Origin of the sequence: Halomonas saccharevitans (genome assembly GCF_900116405.1) — a bacterium.
In the GTDB taxonomy this organism is placed as follows: domain Bacteria; phylum Pseudomonadota; class Gammaproteobacteria; order Pseudomonadales; family Halomonadaceae; genus Halomonas; species Halomonas saccharevitans.
In genome coordinates, this window is record NZ_FPAQ01000007.1 from 63,679 (window position 1) to 86,462 (window position 22,784).

17 protein-coding genes, 6 tRNA genes and 1 riboswitch are annotated in these 22,784 nt (G+C 67.4%); of the genes, 16 read left to right on the plus strand and 7 right to left on the minus strand.

Translation table 11 applies throughout. From position 1 onward, the window contains the following. The first annotated feature begins 130 nt into the window (after window positions 1–130). The 4 genes from BM388_RS05095 to BM388_RS05110 all read left to right on the plus strand — a co-directional run bounded on the left by BM388_RS05095 (window position 131) and on the right by BM388_RS05110 (window position 7,950). The gene (locus BM388_RS05095; RefSeq protein ID WP_089847880.1) at window positions 131–682 is read left to right on the plus strand and encodes a hemerythrin domain-containing protein; all 552 of its coding nucleotides are present in this window, start codon (window positions 131–133) and stop codon (window positions 680–682) included. Window positions 683–932: 250 nt separating this feature from the next. After that, window positions 933–1,724 carry a glutamate racemase gene (gene murI, locus BM388_RS05100; protein ID WP_089847881.1) on the plus strand — a complete coding sequence of 264 codons (792 nt, stop codon included), beginning with the start codon at window positions 933–935 and terminating at the stop codon, window positions 1,722–1,724. A 76-nt stretch (window positions 1,725–1,800) separates the two neighbouring features. Next, entirely contained in the window at window positions 1,801–2,922 is a 1,122-nt protein-coding gene (trmA, locus tag BM388_RS05105) for a tRNA (uridine(54)-C5)-methyltransferase TrmA (RefSeq protein WP_089847883.1), read from the plus strand. Window positions 2,923–3,111: 189 nt separating this feature from the next. Then, on the plus strand, window positions 3,112–7,950 hold the full coding sequence (locus BM388_RS05110) for an NAD-glutamate dehydrogenase (protein ID WP_089847886.1): 4,839 nt from the start codon (window positions 3,112–3,114) through the stop codon (window positions 7,948–7,950). Window positions 7,951–8,073: 123 nt separating this feature from the next. On the opposite strand, the gene mgtE is transcribed toward BM388_RS05110, so the two are convergent. After that, window positions 8,074–9,426 carry a magnesium transporter gene (gene mgtE / locus BM388_RS05115; protein WP_089847888.1) on the minus strand — a complete coding sequence of 451 codons (1,353 nt, stop codon included), beginning with the start codon at window positions 9,424–9,426 and terminating at the stop codon, window positions 8,074–8,076. Window positions 9,427–9,680: 254 nt separating this feature from the next. Between mgtE and BM388_RS05120 the strand changes: the two genes are divergently transcribed. Then, window positions 9,681–10,706 (plus strand): quinone-dependent dihydroorotate dehydrogenase, encoded by a 1,026-nt coding sequence (locus BM388_RS05120; protein WP_089847890.1) that lies wholly within the window; start codon window positions 9,681–9,683, stop codon window positions 10,704–10,706. A gap of 137 nt (window positions 10,707–10,843) precedes the next feature. Here BM388_RS05120 and rmf read toward each other — a convergent pair whose 3' ends face one another. Next, window positions 10,844–11,050 carry a ribosome modulation factor gene (rmf, locus tag BM388_RS05125; RefSeq protein WP_089847892.1) on the minus strand — a complete coding sequence of 69 codons (207 nt, stop codon included), beginning with the start codon at window positions 11,048–11,050 and terminating at the stop codon, window positions 10,844–10,846. Between the two features lie 292 nt (window positions 11,051–11,342). Here rmf and rlmKL point away from each other — a divergent pair, with 292 nt between their 5' ends. Both rlmKL and BM388_RS05135 read left to right on the plus strand, forming a co-directional pair. Then, entirely contained in the window at window positions 11,343–13,571 is a 2,229-nt protein-coding gene (rlmKL, locus tag BM388_RS05130; protein WP_089847894.1) for a bifunctional 23S rRNA (guanine(2069)-N(7))-methyltransferase RlmK/23S rRNA (guanine(2445)-N(2))-methyltransferase RlmL, read from the plus strand. Then, on the plus strand, window positions 13,568–13,927 hold the full coding sequence (locus BM388_RS05135) for a glutaredoxin family protein (RefSeq protein WP_089847896.1): 360 nt from the start codon (window positions 13,568–13,570) through the stop codon (window positions 13,925–13,927). Before rlmKL ends, BM388_RS05135 begins: the two co-directional genes overlap by 4 nt. A 7-nt stretch (window positions 13,928–13,934) precedes the next feature. Here the strand turns inward: BM388_RS05135 and BM388_RS05140 are convergent, their stop codons facing one another. Further along, window positions 13,935–14,216 carry a hypothetical protein gene (locus BM388_RS05140; protein ID WP_089847898.1) on the minus strand — a complete coding sequence of 94 codons (282 nt, stop codon included), beginning with the start codon at window positions 14,214–14,216 and terminating at the stop codon, window positions 13,935–13,937. Window positions 14,217–14,332: 116 nt separating this feature from the next. Here BM388_RS05140 and pdxB point away from each other — a divergent pair, with 116 nt between their 5' ends. Beyond that, window positions 14,333–15,523: a 4-phosphoerythronate dehydrogenase PdxB gene (pdxB, locus tag BM388_RS05145; RefSeq protein WP_089847900.1), complete on the plus strand. Its 1,191-nt coding sequence runs from the start codon at window positions 14,333–14,335 to the stop codon at window positions 15,521–15,523. A 125-nt stretch (window positions 15,524–15,648) separates the two neighbouring features. On the opposite strand, the gene htpX is transcribed toward pdxB, so the two are convergent. The 4 genes from htpX to msrB all read right to left on the minus strand — a co-directional run bounded on the left by htpX (window position 15,649) and on the right by msrB (window position 19,484). Beyond that, window positions 15,649–16,554: a protease HtpX gene (gene htpX, locus BM388_RS05150; protein ID WP_089847902.1), complete on the minus strand. Its 906-nt coding sequence runs from the start codon at window positions 16,552–16,554 to the stop codon at window positions 15,649–15,651. A 125-nt stretch (window positions 16,555–16,679) separates the two neighbouring features. Next, window positions 16,680–17,909 carry a pyridoxal phosphate-dependent aminotransferase gene (locus tag BM388_RS05155; protein WP_089847904.1) on the minus strand — a complete coding sequence of 410 codons (1,230 nt, stop codon included), beginning with the start codon at window positions 17,907–17,909 and terminating at the stop codon, window positions 16,680–16,682. Window positions 17,910–17,977: 68 nt separating this feature from the next. Then, window positions 17,978–18,991, minus strand: a complete 1,014-nt coding sequence (gene ylqF, locus BM388_RS05160) for a ribosome biogenesis GTPase YlqF (protein ID WP_089847906.1) — start codon at window positions 18,989–18,991, stop codon at window positions 17,978–17,980. A gap of 91 nt (window positions 18,992–19,082) precedes the next feature. Then, window positions 19,083–19,484: a peptide-methionine (R)-S-oxide reductase MsrB gene (gene msrB, locus BM388_RS05165; RefSeq protein ID WP_089847908.1), complete on the minus strand. Its 402-nt coding sequence runs from the start codon at window positions 19,482–19,484 to the stop codon at window positions 19,083–19,085. A 193-nt stretch (window positions 19,485–19,677) separates the two neighbouring features. Here msrB and BM388_RS05170 point away from each other — a divergent pair. The 8 genes from BM388_RS05170 (at window position 19,678) to BM388_RS05205 (ending at window position 22,759) form a co-directional block, all read left to right on the plus strand. After that, window positions 19,678–19,753, plus strand: a tRNA-Glu gene (locus BM388_RS05170). 24 nt (window positions 19,754–19,777) lie between these two features. Then, a tRNA-Gly gene (locus BM388_RS05175) sits at window positions 19,778–19,852 on the plus strand. A 40-nt stretch (window positions 19,853–19,892) separates the two neighbouring features. Further along, window positions 19,893–19,968, plus strand: a tRNA-Glu gene (locus BM388_RS05180). Between the two features lie 39 nt (window positions 19,969–20,007). After that, window positions 20,008–20,082 (plus strand) — tRNA-Gly (locus tag BM388_RS05185). Between the two features lie 94 nt (window positions 20,083–20,176). After that, window positions 20,177–20,252, plus strand: a tRNA-Glu gene (locus BM388_RS05190). A gap of 27 nt (window positions 20,253–20,279) precedes the next feature. Further along, window positions 20,280–20,354, plus strand: a tRNA-Gly gene (locus tag BM388_RS05195). Window positions 20,355–20,536: 182 nt separating this feature from the next. Beyond that, a riboswitch (TPP riboswitch) is annotated at window positions 20,537–20,630 on the plus strand. 33 nt (window positions 20,631–20,663) lie between these two features. After that, window positions 20,664–21,440, plus strand: coding sequence for a 3-oxoacyl-ACP reductase (locus BM388_RS05200; protein ID WP_089847910.1), 777 nt, complete (start codon window positions 20,664–20,666; stop codon window positions 21,438–21,440). Further along, window positions 21,437–22,759: an LLM class flavin-dependent oxidoreductase gene (locus BM388_RS05205; protein WP_245781461.1), complete on the plus strand. Its 1,323-nt coding sequence runs from the start codon at window positions 21,437–21,439 to the stop codon at window positions 22,757–22,759. Before BM388_RS05200 ends, BM388_RS05205 begins: the two co-directional genes overlap by 4 nt. Window positions 22,760–22,784: the final 25 nt, after the last annotated feature.

The following is a 22,784-nucleotide window of genomic DNA, read 5'->3' on the forward strand; positions in this document are numbered from 1 at the left end:
CGTTACGCCCGGTGAACCTGACGTGCCGGGGCGAATCCAACGCTGAAGAACATCCTAGGCATCATTGTCAGCACCATCGCTCTCTGATCCACCGCTCGTATCCCATATCGCCATGGAGGAGACCGCCGACATGCCCAAGCTGAACCAGTTGCGTCAGGATCATGCCAACATGGCGCGCATGTTGCACGTTCTGCAGCTCAAGCAGAAGACCCTGGCCCAGGGCGCGCGCCCCAACTTCCAGCTGGTCAGAGAGGTCGTGGACTACATCCTCGATTACCAGGAGGGTTTTACCCGGCCCCTCGAGAAGGTCTGCAGCGAGCGGCTCAAGGAGCTGGATCCGTCGAGTGCCGAGGTCACCGAGCAGCTCGCCAAGGATTATCGCTCGTTGAAGGCCCGGCTGAACCGCCTCTCCAACGATCTCGACATGATTCTCATGGATTCGGTCGTGCCCATGGACAAGTTCGCCGAGGACCTCAAGTCTTACCTGGAGAGCCACCGCGCTTATCTCAGGGAAGAGCGTGAACAGCTCTTCCCGCTGATCCGCGAGAACTTCAACGACGAGGACTTCAAGGCCCTGGCAGAGGCCCTGCCGGAAGGCGCCCAGGACCATGTCGCGCGCCTGGAAGAGGCCTATCCCGAGCTCTATCACGAGCTGCGCGACGCCCCCGTCCCTCAGACCTGAGTCCGACCATTCACGCGGGGCCTCCATGGACGGAGCCCCGTCATCGTGCGTCCACCCGGCTACGAACGAAAGCGTTTGGGCGCTCGTGAATCACGCCAGGGAGCCTCGCCCCTTCGGCTCGGCCGCGACTCTGGGGTAGAATGCCCGGCATCGCCCGCGGTCACTCCCCGATCATGCCCCCTTGTCTCGCGCACGTCCCATCGCTGTTCCTCCCGTCGCCGACGTCCCCCCTGGCAGGGACGCTCGGTCGATGGTAGCTCCGATCCTGGTCTTCGATTCCGGCGTGGGCGGCCTGTCGGTGGTGCAGGCGCTGCGCCACCGGCTGCCCGGCGTCGCCCTGGCCTACGCCTGTGATAATGCCATGCTGCCCTACGGGCGACGCGAGGATGCCTGGCTGGTGCAGCGGATTCGGTCCGTCTGCCAGGCGGCGGTGGCGGCCAGCGGCTGTCGGGCGCTGGTGGTGGCCTGCAACACGGCCAGTACCCTGGCGCTGGATGCGCTGCGCGAGTGCCTGACCATTCCCGTGATCGGGACCGTGCCGGCCATCAAGCCGGCCGCCTCGGTGAGCCGGACACGCCACATCGGCCTGCTGGCGACCACCGCCACCGTGTCACGCCCCTATACCCTGCGGCTGATCCAGGATTTCGCGGCCGACTGCCGCGTCACCCGGCTCGCGGCCGATGCCCTGGTGGGCGAGGCGGAGCGCCTGGTGGTCGGGGAAGTCCCGGACCGCGTGGCGATCGGGCGAGCCCTCGCGCCGCTTTGGGAGGCGTCGGCCGCCGAAGTGCCGCCCCTGGACACCGTGGTGCTGGGCTGCACCCACTTCCCGCTGCTGCGCCGCTGGCTTGCCGAGGCAGCCCCCCGTGAGGTGGCCTGGGTCGACTCCGGGGAGGCTATCGCGCGCCGCGTGGCCCAGGTGGTGACGGCCCCCGATCGCTGCCAGGCCGCCGGACCGAGCTACGCCACGGCCCTCGACGAGCGCCTGGGCAAGGGGCTTGCCGCCTTCGGCTTCGCCCCGCCAAGGTGGCTGCAGCCGGGCTGAATCACCCGCGTTCGCTGTAGGCTCACCGCCCCCTATTCATCACTTATCATCACTGACCCTTACTACAGGAGCCGCCGTGGCCATTCCCGTCGTCGACCCCGCCCGCTATGACCAGCAGCTCGAGGCCAAGCGCGAGCGCATCATCCGCGACTTCGCACGCTTCGCACCGCCCTCGCTGGAAGTTTTCCCCTCTCCGCCGAGCCACTATCGCCAGCGCTGCGAATTTCGCCTCTGGCACGAGGGAGACGATCTCTTCTACGCGATGTTTGAAATGCAAGGGTCCGAGGTGGATCCCGAGGACCCGAAGAAGAAGACGGTCGTGCGCCTCGATGACTATCCGGTGGCCAGCCGGCAGATCAACGACCTCATGCCGCGCCTGCTCGACGCGATCCGCGACAACGACCTGCTGCGCCGCCGCCTGTTTCAGGTCGAGTTCCTCACCACTCTCACCGGCGAGGCGCTGGTGACGCTGATCTACCATCGCCGTCTCGATGAGGCCTGGGAGGCCGAGGCCCGTGCACTGCAGGAGGCGCTCGGCATCATGATCATCGGCCGCGCCCGCAAGCAGCGCCTAGTGCTGGAACGCGACCACGTCTGGGAGCGCCTGACGGTGGACGACGAGTCGCTGGTCTACCAGCAGGTGGAGAACAGCTTCACCCAGCCTAACGCCGAGATCTGCCGCTCGATGCTCTCCTGGGCGCGGGACGTCACCCAGGGCAGCCAGGACGGCGACCTGGTGGAGCTCTACTGCGGCAACGGCAACTTCACCGTGGCGCTCGCCGGCAACTTCCGGCGGGTGCTGGCCACCGAGATCTCGCGCACCTCGGTGGCCAGTGCACGGATTAACCTCGAGGCCAACGGCATCGACAACGCCGAGGTGGGGCGCATGTCCGCCGAGGAGTTCTCCCAGGCCCTGAAAGGCGAGAAGGGCGGTCGCCGGGTCAGCGAGATGGCCCTCGACGACTACGCCTTCTCCACCGTGCTGGTGGACCCGCCGCGGGCCGGCCTCGATGACGAGAGCTGTCAACAGCTCAGCGACTATGACCGTATCGTCTATATTTCATGCAACCCCGAGACCCTGGCCGAGAATCTCGAGACGCTGACTCGCACCCACGAGATTCGGCGCTTCGCGCTCTTCGACCAGTTTCCCTGGACCCACCATTGCGAATGCGGGGTCCTGCTGGTGCGTCGCGACTGATTCGACCTTGGTCGAAGCGGTGGGCGCGTTGTCAAGCCACGATGCGTAACCGACATGCTCCATGAGTGAAGAGGCATGTGGTTGGGGGCGGCTCGGGAAGTGACGTAAGCTGGACGGCGATGCGGCCAGGAGGCCGCCCGTCAAGTTCTTCCGGCCGCTTCCGGCGGCCGCTGGCAGCCGAGGTGATGGATGCAACATGTCGCACACGAGGAGACCCGCGAGGATCTGCTCAAGCAACTCGAGGAGCGGCTGCAAGGCCGTCTGGACGAGGACAAGGCCGCCCAGGTCCATGCCTTCGCCCGCCACTTCTATGCCACGATCCCGCTCGACGACCTGGCCGATCGCCGTCTCGACGACATCTACGGTGCCACGCTCTCCGTCTGGCACTTCCTGCAGCAGTTCGATCCCGCCGACCCCAAGGTGCGGGTCTTCAACCCCGACTTCGAGCAGCACGGCTGGCAGTCCACGCATACCTTCATCGCCGTGCTGCACGAGGACATGCCCTTCCTGGTCGACTCCGTGCGCATCGAGCTCAACCGCCGCGGCATGACCGTGCACGCCATTCATAACGCCGTGCTGGCCTCCCAGCGCGATAGCGAGCATCGCCTCGAGCGGGTCTCGCCGACCCAGCAGGCCGATGCCCCGGAGAACCGCGAGTCGCTGATCGCCATCGAGGTGGATCGCCACTCCGACCCGGCGGTGCTCGAGGATATCGAGGCCAGCCTGCAGGAAGTGCTGCGCGACGTGCGCACCGCGGTGGCCGACTTCGAACCGATGCGCGACCAGGCCCGGGCGGCCCTGGCCGAGCTCAAGGCCTCGCGGCCCGAGCAGGTCAAGGTCGAGGACCATGAGGAGGCCACGGCCTTCGTCGAGTGGCTGCTCCACGACAACTTCACCTTCCTCGGCTACGACGAATACGCCGTCCACGAGGAGCAGGGGCGTCAGCGCCTGGATCGTGTCGAGCAGAGCGAGCTGGGGGTCTTCCGCCTCGATCAGCCCCGCTATCAGGAGCGCATCCGCACCGATCAGGGCGTCGAGGGCGACCGCTTCGTGCTGGTGCCCCAGCTGCTGTCGTTCGCCAAGAGCGCCCACCACGCGCGGATCCACCGACCTACCTATCCCGACTACATCTCCATCGATCGCTACGACGATCAGGGGCGGGTGATCGGCGAACGGCGCTTTTTGGGCCTGTTCACCGCCACGGTCTACAACGAGTCGCCGCGCAACGTGCCGATCCTGCGCCGCAAGCTCGACACGGTGATGGACAACTCCGGCTTCAATCCCAAGGGCCACAACGGCAAGCACCTGCTGCACATCCTCGAGGTCTATCCCCGCGACGACCTGTTCCAGATCGATACCGACGAGCTGACGCAGACGTCGCTGGGCATCCTCGACATGCGCGAGCGGCGCCGCGTGCGGCTGTTCATCCGCGAGGATCGCTCCGGACGCTTCTACTCCTGCCTGGCCTTCGTGCCGCGGGACGTCTTCTCCACCGAGCTGCGCCAGCGCATCCAGCAGCTGCTGTGCGAGGAGCTCGACGCCACCTTCGGCGATTTCAACACTTACCTCTCCGAATCGGTGCTGGCGCGCATTCAGTTCATCCTGCGCTTCAAGGGCGACCGGCCCACGGAGTACGACCTGCGCCGTCTGGAAGCCAAGCTGGCGACGCTGGCGCGCAACTGGCGCGACGATCTCCAGGGTGCCGCTATCGAGGGCTTCGGCGAGGAGCAGGCCAACCTGCTGATGGATCGCTTCCGCGACGCCTTCCCGGCGAGCTACCGCGACGACTTCTCGGCACGCACCGCGGTCTACGACCTGCAGCACATCAGCGAGCTGGATGACGGCGCCCCGCTGGCCCTTTCCCTCTACCGCCTGGTGGAAGAGGAGGGCAGCGGCGTCAACCTCAAGCTGTTCCACCGCGACCGGCCGATTCCGCTCTCCGACGTGCTACCGATGATGGAGAACCTGGGGCTGCGCGTGCTCGGCGAGCGCCCCTACGAGGTGCAGGCCAAGGATCACAGCTACTGGATCCACGACTTCGATCTCGAGCACCACACCAGTAACGAGGTCAACCTTCAGGAGATGCGCAAGCCCTTCATCGAGGCCTTCCAGCGCATCTGGATCGGCGAGGCGGACAACGATCCGTTCAACCGGCTGATCATCGGCGCCAACCTGGACTGGCGCGAAGTCGCCATGCTCAGGGGCTACGCCCGCTACCTGAAGCAGATCCGCTTTGGCGTCTCCCAGGATTACATGGCCACCACCCTGGTCAATCATCCGGAGATCACCCGCGAGCTGGTGACCCTGTTCGAGCTGCGCTTCGATCCCAACGAGCGCCCGCCCGAGGGCGAGGTCGAGGCCTGCAGCGCGCGCATCCTGGCGCTGCTCGACGACGTCGCCAGCCTCAACGACGACCAGCTGCTGCGCCGCTACATGGAGATGATCCAGGCGACACAGCGCACCAACTACTACCAGAAGGGCGCCGACGGCCGTCAGAAGGACTACATGGCCTTCAAGATGGAGCCTTCTCGGATCACCGGCATGCCCAAGCCGCGGCCGGCCCACGAGATCTTCGTCTGCTCGCCGCGGGTCGAGGGCGTGCACCTGCGCGGCGGCAAGGTCGCCCGCGGCGGGCTGCGCTGGTCCGACCGCTTCGAGGATTTCCGGACCGAGGTGCTGGGGCTGGTCAAGGCGCAGCAGGTCAAGAACGCGGTGATCGTGCCGGTGGGCGCCAAGGGCGGCTTCGTCTGCAAGCGGATGCCCGAAGGCGCGGATCGCGATGCCATCCAGCAGGAAGGCATCGCCTGCTACAAGATCTTCATCCGTGCCCTGCTCGACGTCACCGACAACCGGGTGGGCGGCGAGATCGTGCCGCCTGAGGACGTGGTGCGCCACGACGACGACGATGCCTACCTGGTGGTGGCCGCCGACAAGGGCACCGCGACCTTCTCGGACATCGCCAACGAGATCTCCGCCGAGTACGGCCACTGGCTGGGCGACGCCTTCGCCTCCGGCGGGGCCAACGGCTACGACCACAAGAAGATGGGCATCACCGCCAAGGGCGCCTGGGAGTCGGTCCAGCGCCACTTCCGCGGCCTGGGGCTGAACACCCAGCAGGACGAGTTCTCGGTGGTCGGCATCGGCGACATAGCGGACGACGTCTTCGGCAACGGCATGCTGCTCTCCGACAAGATTCGCCTGGTGGGTGCCTTCAACCACCTGCACATCTTCGTCGATCCGACCCCCGACGTGGCGGCGAGCTTCGCCGAGCGCCAGCGCCTGTTCGCTTTGCCGCGCTCCAGCTGGCAGGACTACGACGCCGCGCTGATCTCCGAGGGAGGCGGTATCTTCAGCCGCGCCGCCAAGACCGTGCCCATCTCGCGGCAGATGAAGGCGCTGTTCGGCATCAAGGAGGACAAGCTCTCCCCCAACGAGCTGATCCGCGCAATGCTCAAGTCGCGGGTCGACCTGCTGTGGAACGGCGGCATCGGCACCTACGTGAAGTGCAGCGAAGAGACCGATGCCCAGGTCGGCGACAAGGCCAACGACGGCCTGCGCGTCGACGGCCGCGAGCTCAACTGCCGGGTAGTCGGCGAGGGCGGCAACCTCGGCCTCACTCAGCGGGGCCGCATGGAGGCCGCCGCCAAGGGCGTGCGGGTCAACACCGACTTCATCGACAACGCCGGCGGGGTCAACTGCTCCGACCACGAGGTCAACATCAAGATCCTCATCGACGAGGTGGTCAAGCGCGGTGACATGACCGAGAAGCAGCGCAATAAGCTGCTCGCCGACATGACCGCCGAAGTCTCGGACCTGGTGCTCAAGGACAACTATCGCCAGACCCAGGCGCTGGATCTCGCCGAGCGTCTCTCGAAGCAGGGCATCGGCCCCTTCCGGCGCTTCATCAGCGAACTGGAAGCGACCGGCCAGATCGATCGCGAGCTGGAGTTCCTGCCCGACGACGAGCTGCTCCAGGAGCGCGCCGCCAACGAGCAGGGCATGCTGCTGCCGGAGCTCTCGGTGCTGATCTCCTACGCCAAGAGCGTGCTCAAGGGCGACCTGATCGCCTCGGATGTCCCGGACGACCCGACCATCGTCAAGTTCGTCGAGCGGATCTTCCCGAGCGTGCTCGTCGAGCGCTATCGCGACGAGGTGTATGAGCACCGGCTGACTCGCGAGATCGTCGCGACCCAGGTGGCCAACGACCTGGTCGATCACATGGGCGTCGTCTTCGTGCGCCGCCTGATCGACTCCACCGGCGCCGACCGCGCCGCGATCGCCCGGGCCTACGTGATCGCCCGCGACAGCTTCCAGCTGCCGCGCCTGTGGGAGCAGATCGAGGCGCTGGACAACCAGGTGGCGAGCGCCGTGCAGTACGACATGATGCTCGACCTGATGCGCATGCTGCGCCGTGCCACCCGCTGGTTCCTGCGCAACCGCACCGGCATGAGCACCCAGGAGGCGATCGACTTCTTCGCGCCGCGTCTGGCGCAGCTGCAGGAGAACATCGGCAAGCGCCTGCGCGGCGAGGAGCACGAAGCCTGGGAGGCCCGTCGCAAGGCGCTGGTCGAGGCCGGCGTGCCCGAGGCCCTGGCCGCCACCGTGGCCGCCGCCAACAGCCTCTATGCGGCGCTCGGCATCATCCAGACGGCGCGCCAGACTCAGGAGAAGCCCCAGCGCGTGGCCGAGGTCTTCTACGAGATCGGCGATCGCCTCGAGCTGCCGTGGATGATCCAGCGGATCACTGAGCTCAAGGTGCGCGACAGCTGGCAGGCTCAGGCCCGCGAGACCTTCCGCGACGACATCGATCGCCAGCAGCTGGCGCTGACCACCAGCGTGCTGGGCATGGAGAACGGCGCCAAGGACTCCAGCGAGCGAGTCACTCAGTGGCTCTCGCTGCACCAGGGCATGCACCAGCGCTGGTGTCGCCTGCTCGAGGAGGTGAGCAGCGGCGCCCACGGCGGCTTCCCGCTCTTCGCCGTGGCGGTGCGCGAGCTGGTCGACCTGGCCGAGAGCAATCGCGCCTGATCGCCCCCGTCGCGCCCGATCCGTCGAGGCCCTGAAGACACGAAACCCCGCCACTGGCGGGGTTTCGTGCATCTGGGGGCGGCGTATCGGTGCCAGATGCCTAGCGTAGGCCTGGCACAGGCGCTAGAGCAGGAACACGGTGGCGAGGCCCAGGAAGGACATGAAGCCCACCACGTCGGTCACCGTGGTCAGGATCACCGAGCCCGACAGGGCCGGGTCGATACCCGCCCGCTTGAGCATCAGCGGGATCACGATGCCGGCGACCCCGGCCGCCAGCATGTTGATCACCAGCGCGGCGGCGATGATCACGCCGATGGCGATGCTGTTGAACCACAGCACCGCGAGCACGGCCACCACCAGCGACCACAGCACGCCGTTGAGGGCGGCGATGCCGATCTCCTTGCGCAGCAGCCAGTGGCTGTTGGTGCGGCTGATCTGCCCCAGGGCCAGGCCGCGGATCGCGAGTGTCAGGGTTTGGCTGCCGGCGATGCCGCCCATGCTGGCGACGATCGGCATCAGCACCGCCAGGGCGACGATCTGGTCCAGGGCCGCCTCGAAGCGTCCGATCACCCAGGCGGCCAGGAAGGCCGTCAGCAGGTTGATGCCGAGCCACACGGCGCGGCGCTTGGCGCTGGGCATCACCGGGGCGAAGAGGTCTTCCTCTTCGTCCAGGCCCGCCATGTTCATCAGCGCCTGCTCGGAGTTCTCGCGGATCACGTCGACGATGTCGTCGATGATGATGCGCCCGAGCAGCAGGCCTGATTCGTCGACCACCGGGGCGGAGGTCAGGTCGTGGGTCTGGAAGAGCGTGGCCACGTCGGTCGACTTCATGGTCACCTGGATGCTGTCCACGTCGCTGTCCATCAGGTCGGCCACGGCCATCTCGGGATCGTTGGCGATCAGTCGTGCCAGCGGCAGCACGCCGACGAAGCGGCCGTTGCGGTCCACCACCATCAGCATGTGGGTGTTGTCGGGGACCGCCTCCTTCCAGCGCAGGAAGCGTCTCACCGTCTCCAGGCTGACGTCGGCGCGCACGGCGATGGTGTCGGTGCGCATCAGGCGACCGGCACTATCCTCCTCGAAGGAGAGGGTCTCCTGCAGGCGCGAGCGCTGCAGCGCGTCCATGGAGCGCAGCATGTCGGCGGCGACCTGCTGGGGCAGATCCTCGAAGATCTCCGCCAGGTCGGTGGTGTCCAGGCCGGTCGTGGCGGCGACGATCTCGGCGTGATCCATGTCGTCGATCAGGGTGCCGCGCACCTCGTCGTGCACGTGCAGCAGCACCTCGCCGTCGATCTCCCCCGGCACGCGTTCCCACAGGCTGATGCGCGCCGCCGGCGGCAGCGACTCCAGCAGCAGGGCCACTTCCGAGGGTTCGAGGTCGGAGAGCACGTCATCGACCCGCTCCAGTTGCTCTTTCTCCAGCGCCAGGTGGATCCGCGACAGGCGGTGCTCGAGTGTCTCGGTGGTATCGGTCATAGGCGCTTCCTGGCAATGGTGCATCGAGGCGGGCTGGCCGCCTCGCGGTGTCCTGAGTGAGGAACTCGTCGAAGGCCCAGTAGAGCATAAATGGCGCGAATGATGGAGCCGGGGCGTGCCGGACCAGCCGGTTGGGCCCGGCCCGGGCGCGTCGTCTCTAGGTGGCGAGGCTGGTATACTCTCGCCCCGCTTGCCACCGCGCCGACGGTGGTCCCGCGCCAGCCCCCATCGCCCGCCACTGTCCTGGAGCCGCCATGTACTCGCTTGCCCGATCGCTGCTGTTTCGTTTCGATGCCGAGACCGCCCACGGCATGGCGCTCTCCGCCCTGGACCTGGCCGGCCGCCTGGGTCTGGCCTCGCGGCTGGGCGGCGGCCGGATCGACGATCCGATCGAAGTGATGGGGCTGCGCTTTCCCAATCGGGTGGGGCTCGCCGCCGGGCTCGACAAGAACGCCGACCACCTCGATGCCTTGGGGGCGCTGGGGTTCGGCTTCGTCGAGGTGGGCACCGTGACGCCCAGGCCCCAGGACGGTAACCCGAAGCCGCGGATGTTCCGGCTGCCGGAAGCCGGCGCCATCATCAATCGCATGGGCTTCAACAATGCCGGGGTCGACCATCTGGTGGCCAGGGTGCAGGCGAGTCGTTACGACGGCGTGATCGGCATCAACATCGGCAAAAACCTGACCACCCCGGTGGAGCAGGCGGTGGACGACTACCTGACCTGCCTTCGCAAGGTGCACGCGCACGCGCACTACATCGCGGTGAACATCTCCTCGCCCAACACCCCGGGGCTTCGCAACCTGCAGTTTGGCGAGCATCTCGATGCGCTGCTCGGGGCCCTGCGCGAGGAGGGACGCCGGCTCGATCGCCAGACCGGACGGCGCGTGCCCCTGGCGGTGAAGATCGCCCCGGACATGAGCGTCGATGAGGTCGGCCTGGTGGCCGGCGCGCTCGAGGCCAACGCCATCGACGCGGTGATCGCCACCAATACCACGGTCTCCCGCGAGGCGGTGGCGGGGCTTGCCCACGGCGACGAGCAGGGCGGTCTCTCCGGGCGACCGGTCCTCGAGCCCTCCAACGCGGTGATCCGTGAGCTGCGTCGCCGCCTGCCCAACATGCCGATCATCGGCGTGGGCGGCATCGACAGCGAAGAGGCGGCGCTTGGCAAGGTGGCCGCCGGCGCCGACCTGGTGCAGCTCTATTCGGGCTTCATCTATCGCGGGCCCGAGCTGGTAGGCGAGTGTGCCCGGGCGCTGCGCGATCGGGCAAGCAAGGCGTGAGGCGCGGTAGGTTGTCCGGCGCGCCCGCTCGTTACCATGCTCGTGACAACGGTACGTAAAAAGCCCATGGCAGGGCCATGGGCTTGAGAGGTTTGTCGTCGTTATCGACGAGGGCTGTTGACCCGGGGGAGTCGGGGTCACACCACCATGGGGTTCTTGTGAATACCGGAGACACCCGTCATGCCGGACCATTGATCCCCACGACCTTCACGCCAACCGCTCATCCAGTACTCGCGTAGATTGATATCCTGGCTGGGACACTCATCGCGGGAACGACCCGAGAGACCCGCCTTGTACCCATGGACATAGGCACGCTGGAAGCGATCACGTTTCTGTCGTTTCATTGGACTACCTCTTGATGAAGGTACCGACGAAGACCCGATCTCGAGATCGGATTCGTGTTGCTCGGAAGGCGCCAAACGTCATGTGATCTTCTGATCCTTGAAGATCCCCGCTGTGCGGACACAGCTGCATAAAGACACCTAACCCGATGACAGGAACGCATGCGTCATTCAGTAGCTACTCAGTCATTGATAGCCCAAGATGATGACGATTGTCGATCGATGATTTGTAACAACGCGTTCACCTGACCGTCACGCCACTATGCCGGCCAGGCGCCGCGCCGATGGATATTCCATGACCGAACAGCAATCCCCAGACTCTCTTCATTTCCTGGCGACCTGCCCCAAGGGCATCGAGCTGCTGCTGGCCGACGAGCTGGCCGCGCTGGGCGCCACCCCCGGCAAGACCACGGTGGCCGGGGTATTCTTCCAGGCCAGCCTCGAGAACGCCTACCGCGCCTGCCTGTGGTCGCGCCTGGCCAACCGGGTGGTGCTCTGCCTGGCCCGGGAGGAGGGTATCGAGACCCCCGAGGCGCTGCGCGCCGCCGCCGCGGCCATCGACTGGCGCGACCACCTCGCCCCCGGCAAGACCCTGGCCGTGGACTTCCACGGCCGCTCCGACGCGATCCGGCATACCCGCTTCGGCGCCCAGACCGTCAAGGATGGGGTGGTGGATCGCCTGTACGCCGAGGCGCGGCCGCGGCCCGATATCGACACCCGACAGCCCGACCTGCGCCTGTACGCCCACCTGCACCGGGGTCGGCTGACGCTGGGCGTGGACCTCTCGGGCGACAGCCTGCACCGCCGCGGCTACCGCCGCGACGTCGGCCATGCCCCGCTCAAGGAGAATCTGGCCGCCGCCCTGCTGGTGCGTGCCGGCTGGCCGGCACTGGCCCGCGATGGGGCGCCGCTGGTCGATCCGCTGTGCGGCGCCGGCACGCTGCTGATCGAGGCCGCCCTGATGGCCGCCGACATCGCCCCGGGGCTCAGTCGTGAGCGCTTCGGCTTCCACGGCTGGGCCGGCCACGACGAGCCCTGCTGGCGCGAGCTCAAGCGCGAGGCCGAGGCGCGGGCGAGCATCGGGCGCAAGCGCTGCCGCTCGAGGCTCTACGGCTTTGACGAGAGCCCCCCCGCGCTGGCGGCGGCCAAGGCCAACGCCATGCGCGCCGGCGTGCCGGCGCTGATCGAGCTCAAGGGCGCGGCCCTGACCGGGCTTTCGCGCCCCGAGGGCCTGCCTGACTCGCCCGCGGGGCTGGTGATGACCAACCCGCCCTACGGCGAGCGTCTCGGCGAGCTGCCGGAACTGGTGCAGCTCTATGCCCAGCTCGGCGAACGGGCCAAGGCGGCCTTTCCGGGCTGGCGGCTGGCCGTGTTCACCGCCAACCCGGATCTGGGGCACCGCATTGGCCTGCGCGCCCACAAGCACTACTCGCTGAAGAACGGGCCCCTGGATGCGCGCCTGCTGCTGATGGCGATTCCCGAGCGGGACGAGGCCGCATCAGCGGAAGCCCCCGGCGCCGCTGCCGCCGAGGCGCCGCCGGCGCGCTCCGAGGGCGCGCAGATGTTCGCTAATCGCCTGGAGAAGAACCGCAAGCGGCTCAAGAAGTGGCTCAAGCGCTCCGGCGAGCCGTGCTACCGGCTCTACGATGCCGACATGCCCGAATATGCCCTGGCCATCGATATCTACGGCGATCGCGTGCACGTGCAGGAGTATGCGCCGCCCAAGTCCGTCGATGCCGGCCAGGCCCAGAAGCGTCTGTTTGAAGCGCTGGGCGTGATTCCCGAGGTGCTCGGCATCGATCCGAGCCGCGTGGTGATCAAGCGTCGCGAGCGCCAGAGCGGCAAGGATCAGTACCGCAAGCAGGCGGCCAGCGGCGAGCGCTTCGAGGTGCGCGAGGGGCGGGCTCGGCTGTGGGTCAACCTGCGCGACTACCTGGACACGGGCCTGTTCCTCGACCATCGCCCGGTGCGGCGAATGCTCGGCGAGATGGCCGCCGGCAAGCGCTTCCTGAATCTCTTCTGCTACACCGCCACCGCCACCGTGCAGGCGGCGCTGGGCTCGCAGAAGGAGGGCGCCGAGCAGGGCGAAGGCGCCAGCGACAGCGTCAGCGTCGATCTCTCCAACACCTACCTGGAATGGGCGCGGGACAACTTCGCCCTCAACCGGCTCGACCCCAGCCGCCACCGGGTGGTGCGCGACGATTGCCTGCGCTGGCTCGAGACCGCCGGCGGCGAGTTCGACCTGATCTTCATGGACCCGCCGACCTTCTCCAACTCGAAGAAGATGACCGATACCCTCGACGTGCAGCGCGATCACGGCCGTCTGGTGCGCCTGGCCATGGCGCGCCTGGCGCCGGGGGGCACCCTGGTGTTCTCCAACAACCAGCGGCGCTTCCAGCTGGATGCGGACCTGGCCGAGCAGTATCGGGTCGAGGATATCTCGGCGAAGACGTTCGATCCGGATTTCACTCGTCGCCCGGACCTGCACCACTGCTTCCTGATTCGCCATTGGGAGGACGCATGATCCGCCTCAGGCTCTACACCACCCTGGGCTGTCATCTCTGCGAGCAGCTCGAGGCGCTGCTCGCGACCCTCTGCGACGCGCCGCATCGGCTCGAGCGGGTCGAGATCAGCGACGATGACGCCCTGGTCGAGCGCTACGGGGTGCGCATTCCCGTGCTGGTGGACGAGGCGGGGCAGGAGCTGGATCGCGGCATGCAACCCGAGCGTCTGGCCGCCTGGCTGGCGGAGCGGGGCTGGCTGAACGAGATGGCTTGGCAGGCGCTGCAGCGTCAGCTGAGCGGCGAAACGGTATCCGAGACGGCGCGGGGAGAGGCGAAGGGCGCGGTCCTGCGCGGCGGGCGTCGCTACCTGGGGTAGGCGTTCCCTAGAGCGAATCCAGCAGCGAGAGCTGGCTGACGGCGTCGCGCCCCTCGGCGCTCTCGGCCTCCACCTCCAGCACCTTGCGAAAGCCGCGGGAGGTCAGGATGGTGGACTCGTCGGCCAGCCACATCATCGCCTGGGCATGGTCGTCGGCCAGGCGATGCTTCAGGCCGCCGAACTGGGTGCCGATCTGGCCCCAGGCGCGGCTGAAGATCCAGTCGCCGAACATGTCCTGATGGACATGCACCAGCACATAGTCATGGTCGGTTTCCCAGCGGACGATCACGGCAGCTCCAGAGGTTTAGGGCGGCGCCGGCGGCGCACCCTGTGTGCGTATGGCGGTATTGTAAGGGCTTGGGCACACTGAACAAGTCGCAGCGTTATGGAAGTCGGGAGTCAGCCATGAAAATCGTCGTCGATGCCAATGTTCCCGCCGCCGAGGCCTGCTTCGGCGCGCTGGGCGAGGTAGTCCGCGTGCCGGGGCGAGAGATCGTCCCGGCCACGCTCGCCTCGGCCGATGCGCTGGTGGTGCGCTCCATCACCCGGGTCGATGCGGCCCTGATCGCCGAGGCGAAGTCGATGGGCTCGCCGCTGCGCTTCGTCGGCACCTGCACCATCGGCACCGACCACGTGGACCAGCACGCCTTGGCCGACCACGACATCGCCTTTTCAAGCGCCCCGGGCTGCAACGCCGAGGCGGTGGTGGACTACGTGCTGGCAAGTCTCTCGACCCTGGCCGAGCGCCACGACTTCCGACTCGTCGAGCGCCGCGTGGGCATCGTCGGCGTGGGCAACGTCGGTGGGCGGCTGCTCAAGCGGCTCACCGCCATGGGCATCGACTGCCTGGCCTGCGACCCGCCCAGGGTGGAAGCCGAGGGCCTCGAGGCGGGGCGGCAGGGCGCACGGAGCCTGGCCGGCTTTCACGACCTGGATACCCTGATCGACGAGTGCGACGTGCTCTGCCTGCACACGCCGCTGGTCAGCGAAGGCACCCATGCCACCCACCACCTGCTCGATGCCCAGCGCATCGCGGCCCTGGCGCCGGGCACGCTGCTGCTCAATGCCGGGCGCGGTGACTGCGTGGATGGTCGGGCGCTGCGCCAGCGGCTGGCGGGGCAGGGCGACATCACGGCGGTGCTCGACGTCTGGGAACACGAGCCCGCCATCGATGCCGCCCTGGCCGACCTCGCCGCGATCGCCACGCCGCACATCGCCGGCTATAGCCTGGACGGCAAGCTGCGCGGCACCCATCACATCTACCGCGCCCTGGCCCACCATGTCGGCCTGCCGGCGCGGCTGACGATGGATGGCCTGGCGCCCGCGCCGCCCGTAGCGCGCCTGGTGCTCGAGGCCGGCCTGTCGCCCGAGGAGGCGCTGCGCCTGTGCATGCGCGCCGTCTATGACCCGCGGCGCGACCACGATAGCCTGCATCGCGAGGCGCGTCGCCAGGGCATGGCCAAGGGCTTCGATGGCTGCCGGGCCCGCTATCCGCTGCGCCGCGAGGTCGCCTCCCTCGAGATCGAACTGGGGAAGGGCGCGCGTGAGCTGCGGCCGCTGCTGGCGGGGGCGGGGTTCCGGATCGCCGCCGACTGAGGAGTGCGACGCGACGGTCTCTTTGCTACGGCCCAAAACGACAGCAGGCCCGCCAATCGGCGGGCCTGCTGCGTTTACGGGGACTCGTTTTCAGGGCTCGGCCCCGGAACTGTCAGAATACCTGGCTACTGCCGGTAGGCGGCCTCCTTAAGGGCGCGGATGCGATCGTCCAGGGGCGGATGGCTGGCGAACAGCCGCTCCATCAGCGAGCGCGTCTGGCCCTTGGTGATGGCCATGGCCCGTAGCGTATCCGGCATCTGGTCGGGCATCTCGGTCTCGGCCTTGAGCCGCGCCAGGGCGTTGATCATGGCGCCGCTGCCGGCGAGCTGGGCGCCCGCGGTGTCGGCCCGGTACTCCCGGAAGCGCGAGAACCAGGCGACGATGGCCGAGGCGATCAGGCCGAAGGCGATCTCGGCGACGATCACCACCGCGAAGTAGCCCATGAACCCGAGGCCCCCCTCGCCGTCGCTGCGGCTCTTCAGGAAGCCGTCGATCAGGTGGGCGACCACCCGGGCGAAGAACATCACGAAGGTGTTGAGCACCCCCTGCACCAGCGCCAGGGTCACCATGTCGCCGTTGGCCACGTGGCCGATCTCGTGGGCCAGCACCGCCCGCACCTCCTCGGGGCGCATGCGGTTGAGCAGGCCGGCGGAGACCGCCACCAGCGCATCGTCCTTGTTCCAGCCAGTGGCGAAGGCGTTGGACTGCTGGGCTGGAAAGATGCCCACCTCCGGCATCTTGATGCCGGCATCGCGCGCCAGTTCACCCACGGTGTCGAGCAGCCACTGCTCGGTGGAGTTGCTCGGCGATTCGATCACCACGGTGCCGGTCGAGCGCTTGGCCATCCACTTGGAGATGAACAGCGAGATCATCGAGCCGGCCATGCCGAAGACGAAGCAGAAGATCAGCAGGGCATTGAAGTTCATGCCCTGGGCGTTCAGGTAGCTTTCGACCCCCAGCAGGCGCAGGGTGATGCTGGCCACCAGGATCACCGCCAGGTTGGTGCCCAGGAACAGCAGGATTCTCATCATTGCCGGAACTCTCCAGTCATCGTTACGAGGCGCCGCGGCAGCGGCGTAGACAAGCTGTTGCTTAGCTATTGCTTAGATATGCGCTGGCCCGCCGGGTTTCAAGCGACGGGCAAGCATAGCCCCGGCTACTGACGATAGCGCGACAGGAAGCGCGCGAAGCGGTCCAGGGCATCCTCCAGCTGGTCGGCCCAGGGCAGGGTGACGATGCGCACATGATCGGGCTCGGGCCAGTTGAAGGCCGTGCCTTGGACCAGCAGGATCTTCTCCTGCAGCAGCAGGTCGAGCACCAGCTGCTGGTCGTCCTGGATGTTGAAGACCTTGGGGTCGAGCCGCGGAAAGGCGTAGAGCGCCCCCTTGGGCCGGGTGCAGCTGACGCCGGGAATGGCGTTGAGCTTCTCGACGGTGATGTCGCGCTGGGCGAGCAGGCGTCCGCCCGGCAGGATCAGGTCGTTGATCGACTGGTAGCCGCCCAGCGCCGTCTGGATGGCGTGCTGGGCCGGCACGTTGGCGCACAGGCGCATCGAGGCCAGCATGGTCAGCCCCTGGATGAAGTCGGCGGCGCGCTGCTTGGCGAGGTTCCCCGAGAGGATCATCCAGCCGCTGCGAAAGCCGGCGCAGCGATAGCTCTTGGAGAGCCCGTTCATGGTTACCACCAGCTGGTCTTCACCGGCCAGCGCCCCGGTGGAGACGTGCTCGACCCCGTCGTAGAGGATCTTGTCGTAGATCTCGTCGGAGAACACCACCAGGTCGTGCTCCCGGGCGATCTCCAGAAGCTCGCGCACCACCGCCGGCGGGTAGACGGCGCCGGTGGGGTTGTTCGGGTTGATGATCACGATAGCGCGGGTGTGGGCGGTCACCTTGGCGCGGATGTCATCCATGTCCGGCGCCCAGTCGGCCTGCTCGTCGCACCGGTAGTGCACGGCGTGGCCGCCCGAGAGGTGAGCGGCGGCGGTCCACAGCGGGTAGTCGGGGGCCGGGATCAGCACCTCGTCGCCGTCGTTGAGCAGCGCCTGAAACGCCATCACGATCAGCTCCGAGACGCCGTTGCCGATGTAGATGTCCTCGATGCCGACGCCGGGAATCTCCTTGCGCTGGCACTCCTGCATGATCGCCTTGCGCGCCGAGTAGAGCCCCTTGGAATCGCAATACCCCTGGGCGGTGGAGAGGTTGCGCATCACGTCCTGGAGGATCTCCTCCGGTGCCTCGAAGCCGAACGGCGCGGGGTTGCCGATATTCAGCTTGAGGATGCGCTGGCCTTCTTCCTCCAGCCGCTTGGCGTGCTCGAGCACCGGGCCGCGGATGTCGTAGCAGACGTTCTCGAGCTTGTGCGATTTCCTGATCGGGGGAGTATCCATGGGCGCTGAATCCAGTGATGTCCGTGTGCCGCCTTGGGCGGCGGTCGTTGTTCGTCGGCGTCGTGTGATTATGCGGGTTCGGCGTCGTCGCCACCATCCTTGGAGGGCTGCTCGTCCAGGGTCCGTTCGTCCGGGGCCCGTTCTTCAGCAGCGAGCTCGTCGGGTTCCGGCGCGACCGGGATGTCCGCCGGCGTTTCCAGGGTCAGGCGACCGAGCTTGCCGTCGCGCAGCTCGTGGAGCAGCACCTCCGCGCCGCGGTGCAGGTCGATCTCGCCGCCAGCGCGCAGGCCGCCGCGCTTGGCGGCGATCTCGCTGAGGATGGCATGGCCGTCGTAGCCGCTCAGGGCCAGCAGATCGACCCGCACGGGGCCGTCGGCATCCACCTGGTCGGCATCGGGATGCGCCGTGTAGGCCGGCAGCGCCTTGAGTTTGTAGCGCGCGGTGAGCGCCTCGGGATAGCGCCGGGCCAGCTCGGCGGCGGCGACCACTGCCACGTCGACATAGTCGATGGCGGTGTCGCGAATGGCCCCGCTGGCGGCCAGGCGGAGGGCGCTGGCCTGATCCTCGATCTTCGGCCACAGCACGCCGGGGGTGTCGATCAGCGCCACGCGGCCGCCGATGCGCACCTTCTGCTGGCGCTTGGTGACGGCGGGCTCGTTGCCGGTCTTGGCGATGGTGCGCCCGGCCAGGCCGTTGATCAGGGTCGACTTGCCGACGTTGGGGATGCCCATGACCATCACCCGCACGTCGCGGTCGGCGCGCACCTGGCCGGCCAGTTCGTGGCACAGCTTGGGAATGCGCTTGAGCTCGCGGGCCTGGGTGGTGGTCACCGCGAGTGCCCGGGTATCGGCCTGGGCGTCGAAGAAGGCCGTCCACTCGCGGGTGCGCTCGGGGTCGGCCAGATCGGCCCGCGAGAGGATCTTGAGCACCGGCTTGTGGCGCGTCAGCTCGGCGAGCATGGGGTTGGCGCTGGAGTAGGGCAGCCGGGCGTCGAGCACCTCGATCACCACGTCGATCTCCGGCAGCGCCTCGAGGATCTGCCGGCGCGCCTTGTTCATGTGTCCCGGAAACCAGCCGAGCATCGAGCCTCTCCTGCGTGAGCGTGAATAAAAACGGCCGTCATCATAGCAGATGGACGGCCGTCTCCGGGCAGGGCAGTCGCGGGTCTCGCGGCTACTCGCCGGCGTGGAACTCGATCGCTACCGAGTTGATGCAGTAGCGAAGCCCGGTGGTCTCCGGCGGACCGTCGGGGAACACGTGGCCGAGGTGGGCGTCGCAGCGGGCGCAGGTCACCTCGGTGCGCTGCATGCCGTGGCTGGTGTCGGTCTGCTCCTCGACGCATTTGTCGGTGAAGGGGCGATCGAAGCTCGGCCAGCCGCAGCCGGCCTCGAACTTGTGCTCGTTCTCGAACAGCGGGGCGTTGCAGCACACGCAGTGATAGATGCCGTGCTCATCGCTCACGTGGTATTTCCCGCTGAAGGGGGCCTCCGTGCCCTTCTCGCGGGTGACGCGGTATTGCTCGGGCGTCAGCTGCTCACGCCACTCGGCGTCGCTCTTCTCGATCTTGCTGCGCATGGGCTATCTCCTCTTTGCGTCGTGGCGCCGGCGGCGGGCTCGGCGTCCTGCTGCCATTCTGACATCTAGCAGGGTGGGGGTTTCCAGTGGCGGGCCGTGACAGGTCACGCGATATCAACGAGCGACGAGAGGTGCTTGACAGCTTTCGGGGTCGTCGGTAATATTCGCCGCACCTCGACGAGCGAGCCAATGCGTCCCATTCGTCTAGTGGTCCAGGACACCGCCCTTTCACGGCGGTAACAGGGGTTCGAACCCCCTATGGGACGCCACTCGATTCGTTAAGGTACCGGAGTGCGGGAATAGCTCAGCGGTAGAGCATCGCCTTGCCAAGGCGAGGGTCGGGAGTTCGAATCTCCTTTCCCGCTCCAACTTCCTTCGGGAAGTCAGTAGTTTGAAGGTACAATTTGCGTCCCATTCGTCTAGTGGTCCAAGACACCGCCCTTTCACGGCGGTAACAGGGGTTCGAACCCCCTATGGGACGCCACCTTCGACTTCCGGTGGTAACACAGTGCGAGAAGGCCAAGCGGGAATAGCTCAGTGGTAGAGCATCGCCTTGCCAAGGCGAGGGTCGGGAGTTCGAATCTCCTTTCCCGCTCCAAGAGTGTGGTAAACGAGCCAAGGCTCGGGTCAGGATCTGGAACGCCAGTCCGATGGATCGCCAGCCCGGTCGAATCTCCTTTCCCGCTCCATGCGTCCCATTCGTCTAGTGGCCTAGGACACCGCCCTTTCACGGCGGTAACAGGGGTTCGAACCCCCTATGGGACGCCACTTCGCACAAGCACGACCTATAGATTAGCGGGAATAGCTCAGCGGTAGAGCATCGCCTTGCCAAGGCGAGGGTCGGGAGTTCGAATCTCCTTTCCCGCTCCAATCTATGTATCACCCCCTCCTGAAGTTGATCATGAGCTAGGGCATCAGCCTGGTTGATGACACTTCGTCGCGTCTCGTTTTTGCTCCAACCGATCCCTGTATCTCCCCGGTCAGGCCAAGACTCATATCTCGAGTCGGAACGCCAGCCCGGCTGTTTCTGCTTTCCCGAATGCGCTAAGGTGGCCCGAGACACGGGGTGCGGCCGCGGCCGCTGAGATAATACCCGTCGAACCTGATCCAGTTCACACTGGCGAAGGGATGTCGGCCGGCTCCAGCGCGGCGTCCTTTGCCGCGTATCAAGGAGTCCTCATGGCTGTTTCCTCTCTCCCCATCGACCAGCAGGTGGTGCTCATCACCGGCGGCGCTCGCGGTCTTGGCGCCCACCTGACCCGTGCCTTCCTCGACCAGGGCGCCCGCGTGGTGGTCAACTACTACCAGAGCCGCGAGGCCGCCGAGGCGCTGGTGAAGGAGGCGCCGCAGCGGGCGCTGGCCGTCCAGGCCGACGTGCGCGACGCCGACGCGATCAGGGCGCTGTTCGAGCAGGCGCGCGGCCATTTCGGCGCCCCGATCTCCACCGTGGTCAATAACGCCCTGCCGGAGTTCACCTTCAACGGCGACGCGCGTCCCAATGCCGATTCGCTCGACTGGGCACGCCTCCACCAGCAGCTTGAGGGCGTCAACCGGGGCGCGCTGAACACCATCCAGGCGGCGCTTTCCGGCATGCGCGAGCAGGGTGGGGGCCGCATCATCAACATCGGCACCAACCTCTTCCAGAACCCCGTCGTGCCCTATCACGACTACACCGCCGGCAAGGCCGCGCTGCTCTCGCTGACCCGCACCCTCGCCAACGACCTGGGGCCCGACAACATCACCGTGAACATGATCTCCGGCGGGCTGCTGCGCACCACCGATGCGTCCAGCGCGACCCCGGAGGCGGTCTTCGACCTGATCGCCCAGAACACCCCGCTGCGCCGGGTGACCACGCCGGAGGAGTTCGCCGACGCGGCGCTGTTCTTCGCCTCGCCCTGGGCGAGGGCGGTCACCGGCCAGAACCTGATCGTCGACGGCGGACTGGTGAAGGGATGATGAGGCCGCGCAACCCCGACGAGAGACTGCACCTCAACCTGTTCGTGATGGGCGCCGGCCACCATCGCGCGGCGTGGCGTCACCCGGACTCCAGCGCCGAGCGGCTCGGCGACATCGCCTACTACGAGGCCCTGGCCCGCACCGCCGAGCGCGGCAAGCTCGACGCGGTGTTCTTCGCCGACGGCATGAGCGCCGGCAGCGTGGAGGACGGCTTCAACTGGCACCTCGAGCCGCTGACCGCGCTCTCCGCCATGAGCCGCGCCACCCGGCATATCGGGTTGATCAGCACGCTCTCGAGCACCTTCTATACCCCCTTCCACGCGGCCCGGCTGGTGGGTTCGCTGGATCACATCTCCGGCGGGCGCGTGGGTTGGAACGTGGTGACCTCGATGTTCGACAGCGAGGCGCGCAATCACGGCTACCAAGCCATGCCGGCCCATGCCGAGCGCTATGCGCGCGCCGAGGAGTTCGTGCAGACGGTGCTGGCGCTGTGGGACAGCTGGTCCGACGACGCCATCGAGCGCGACCGCCAGGGCCGCTACGCCGATCCGGACAAGGTGCGCCGGATCGACCACCACGGCGAGCACTTCCTGGTCGACGGGCCCCTGAACCTGCCGCGCCCGCCCCAGGGCCATCCGGTGCTGGTGCAGGCGGGCGCCTCGTCCCAGGGACGCGACCTGGCGGCGCGCTACGCCGAGGCGATCTACGCGGTCGCCTACGACCTGGAAACCGCTCAGGGCTACTACCGGGACATCAAGGATCGGGTGGCGGCGGCCGGGCGCAGCGCGCCGGTGCCGATCCTGCCGGGGCTCGTCACCTATGTGGGCTCCACCATGGAGGAGGCCCGGGCCAAGCAGCGGGCGCTGGATGAGTGCCTGCCGGTGGCGGCCTCGCTGCGCCAGCTGGGGCTCTTCATCGAGCAGGACTGCAGCGACTGGGCGCTCGATGCGCCGGTGCCGTCGCTGCCGCCGCTGGCCGAGTTCCGCGGCCCCCAGGGGCGCTACGCCACCATCCTGCGTATCATCGAGACCGAGCGGCCGACCCTGCGCCAGCTGCTCGGGCGCCTCGCCGCCGGCGGCGGCCACTGCACCATGATCGGCACCCCGGAGAGCATCGCCGACGAGATGGAACGCTGGTTCCGCGGCCGCGGCGCGGACGGCTTCAACCTGATGCCGCCGTCGCTGCCCGGCGGGATCGATGACTTCGTCGACCAGGTAGTGCCGGAACTGCAGCGCCGCGGGCTGTTCCGCGAGGAGTACACCACCACCACGCTGCGCGGCCACTTCGGCCTCGAACGCCCGGCGGGGCGACACTCCTAGCGCTATCAGTAGCGAGCCCCAGAAC

Bases quoted from the DNA above. Each gene is read 5' to 3' on its own strand.
- BM388_RS05095 (WP_089847880.1), top strand. From the start codon at position 131: ATGCCCAAGCTGAACCAGTTGCGTCAGGATCATGCCAACATGGCGCGC.
- murI (WP_089847881.1), top strand. From the start codon at position 933: ATGGTAGCTCCGATCCTGGTCTTCGATTCCGGCGTGGGCGGCCTGTCG.
- BM388_RS05110 (WP_089847886.1), top strand. From the start codon at position 3,112: ATGCAACATGTCGCACACGAGGAGACCCGCGAGGATCTGCTCAAGCAA.
- mgtE (WP_089847888.1), bottom strand. From the start codon at position 9,426: ATGACCGATACCACCGAGACACTCGAGCACCGCCTGTCGCGGATCCAC.
- BM388_RS05120 (WP_089847890.1), top strand. From the start codon at position 9,681: ATGTACTCGCTTGCCCGATCGCTGCTGTTTCGTTTCGATGCCGAGACC.
- rmf (WP_089847892.1), bottom strand. From the start codon at position 11,050: ATGAAACGACAGAAACGTGATCGCTTCCAGCGTGCCTATGTCCATGGG.
- rlmKL (WP_089847894.1), top strand. From the start codon at position 11,343: ATGACCGAACAGCAATCCCCAGACTCTCTTCATTTCCTGGCGACCTGC.
- BM388_RS05135 (WP_089847896.1), top strand. From the start codon at position 13,568: ATGATCCGCCTCAGGCTCTACACCACCCTGGGCTGTCATCTCTGCGAG.
- pdxB (WP_089847900.1), top strand. From the start codon at position 14,333: ATGAAAATCGTCGTCGATGCCAATGTTCCCGCCGCCGAGGCCTGCTTC.
- htpX (WP_089847902.1), bottom strand. From the start codon at position 16,554: ATGATGAGAATCCTGCTGTTCCTGGGCACCAACCTGGCGGTGATCCTG.
- BM388_RS05155 (WP_089847904.1), bottom strand. From the start codon at position 17,909: ATGGATACTCCCCCGATCAGGAAATCGCACAAGCTCGAGAACGTCTGC.
- ylqF (WP_089847906.1), bottom strand. From the start codon at position 18,991: ATGCTCGGCTGGTTTCCGGGACACATGAACAAGGCGCGCCGGCAGATC.
- msrB (WP_089847908.1), bottom strand. From the start codon at position 19,484: ATGCGCAGCAAGATCGAGAAGAGCGACGCCGAGTGGCGTGAGCAGCTG.
- BM388_RS05200 (WP_089847910.1), top strand. From the start codon at position 20,664: ATGGCTGTTTCCTCTCTCCCCATCGACCAGCAGGTGGTGCTCATCACC.
- BM388_RS05205 (WP_245781461.1), top strand. From the start codon at position 21,437: ATGATGAGGCCGCGCAACCCCGACGAGAGACTGCACCTCAACCTGTTC.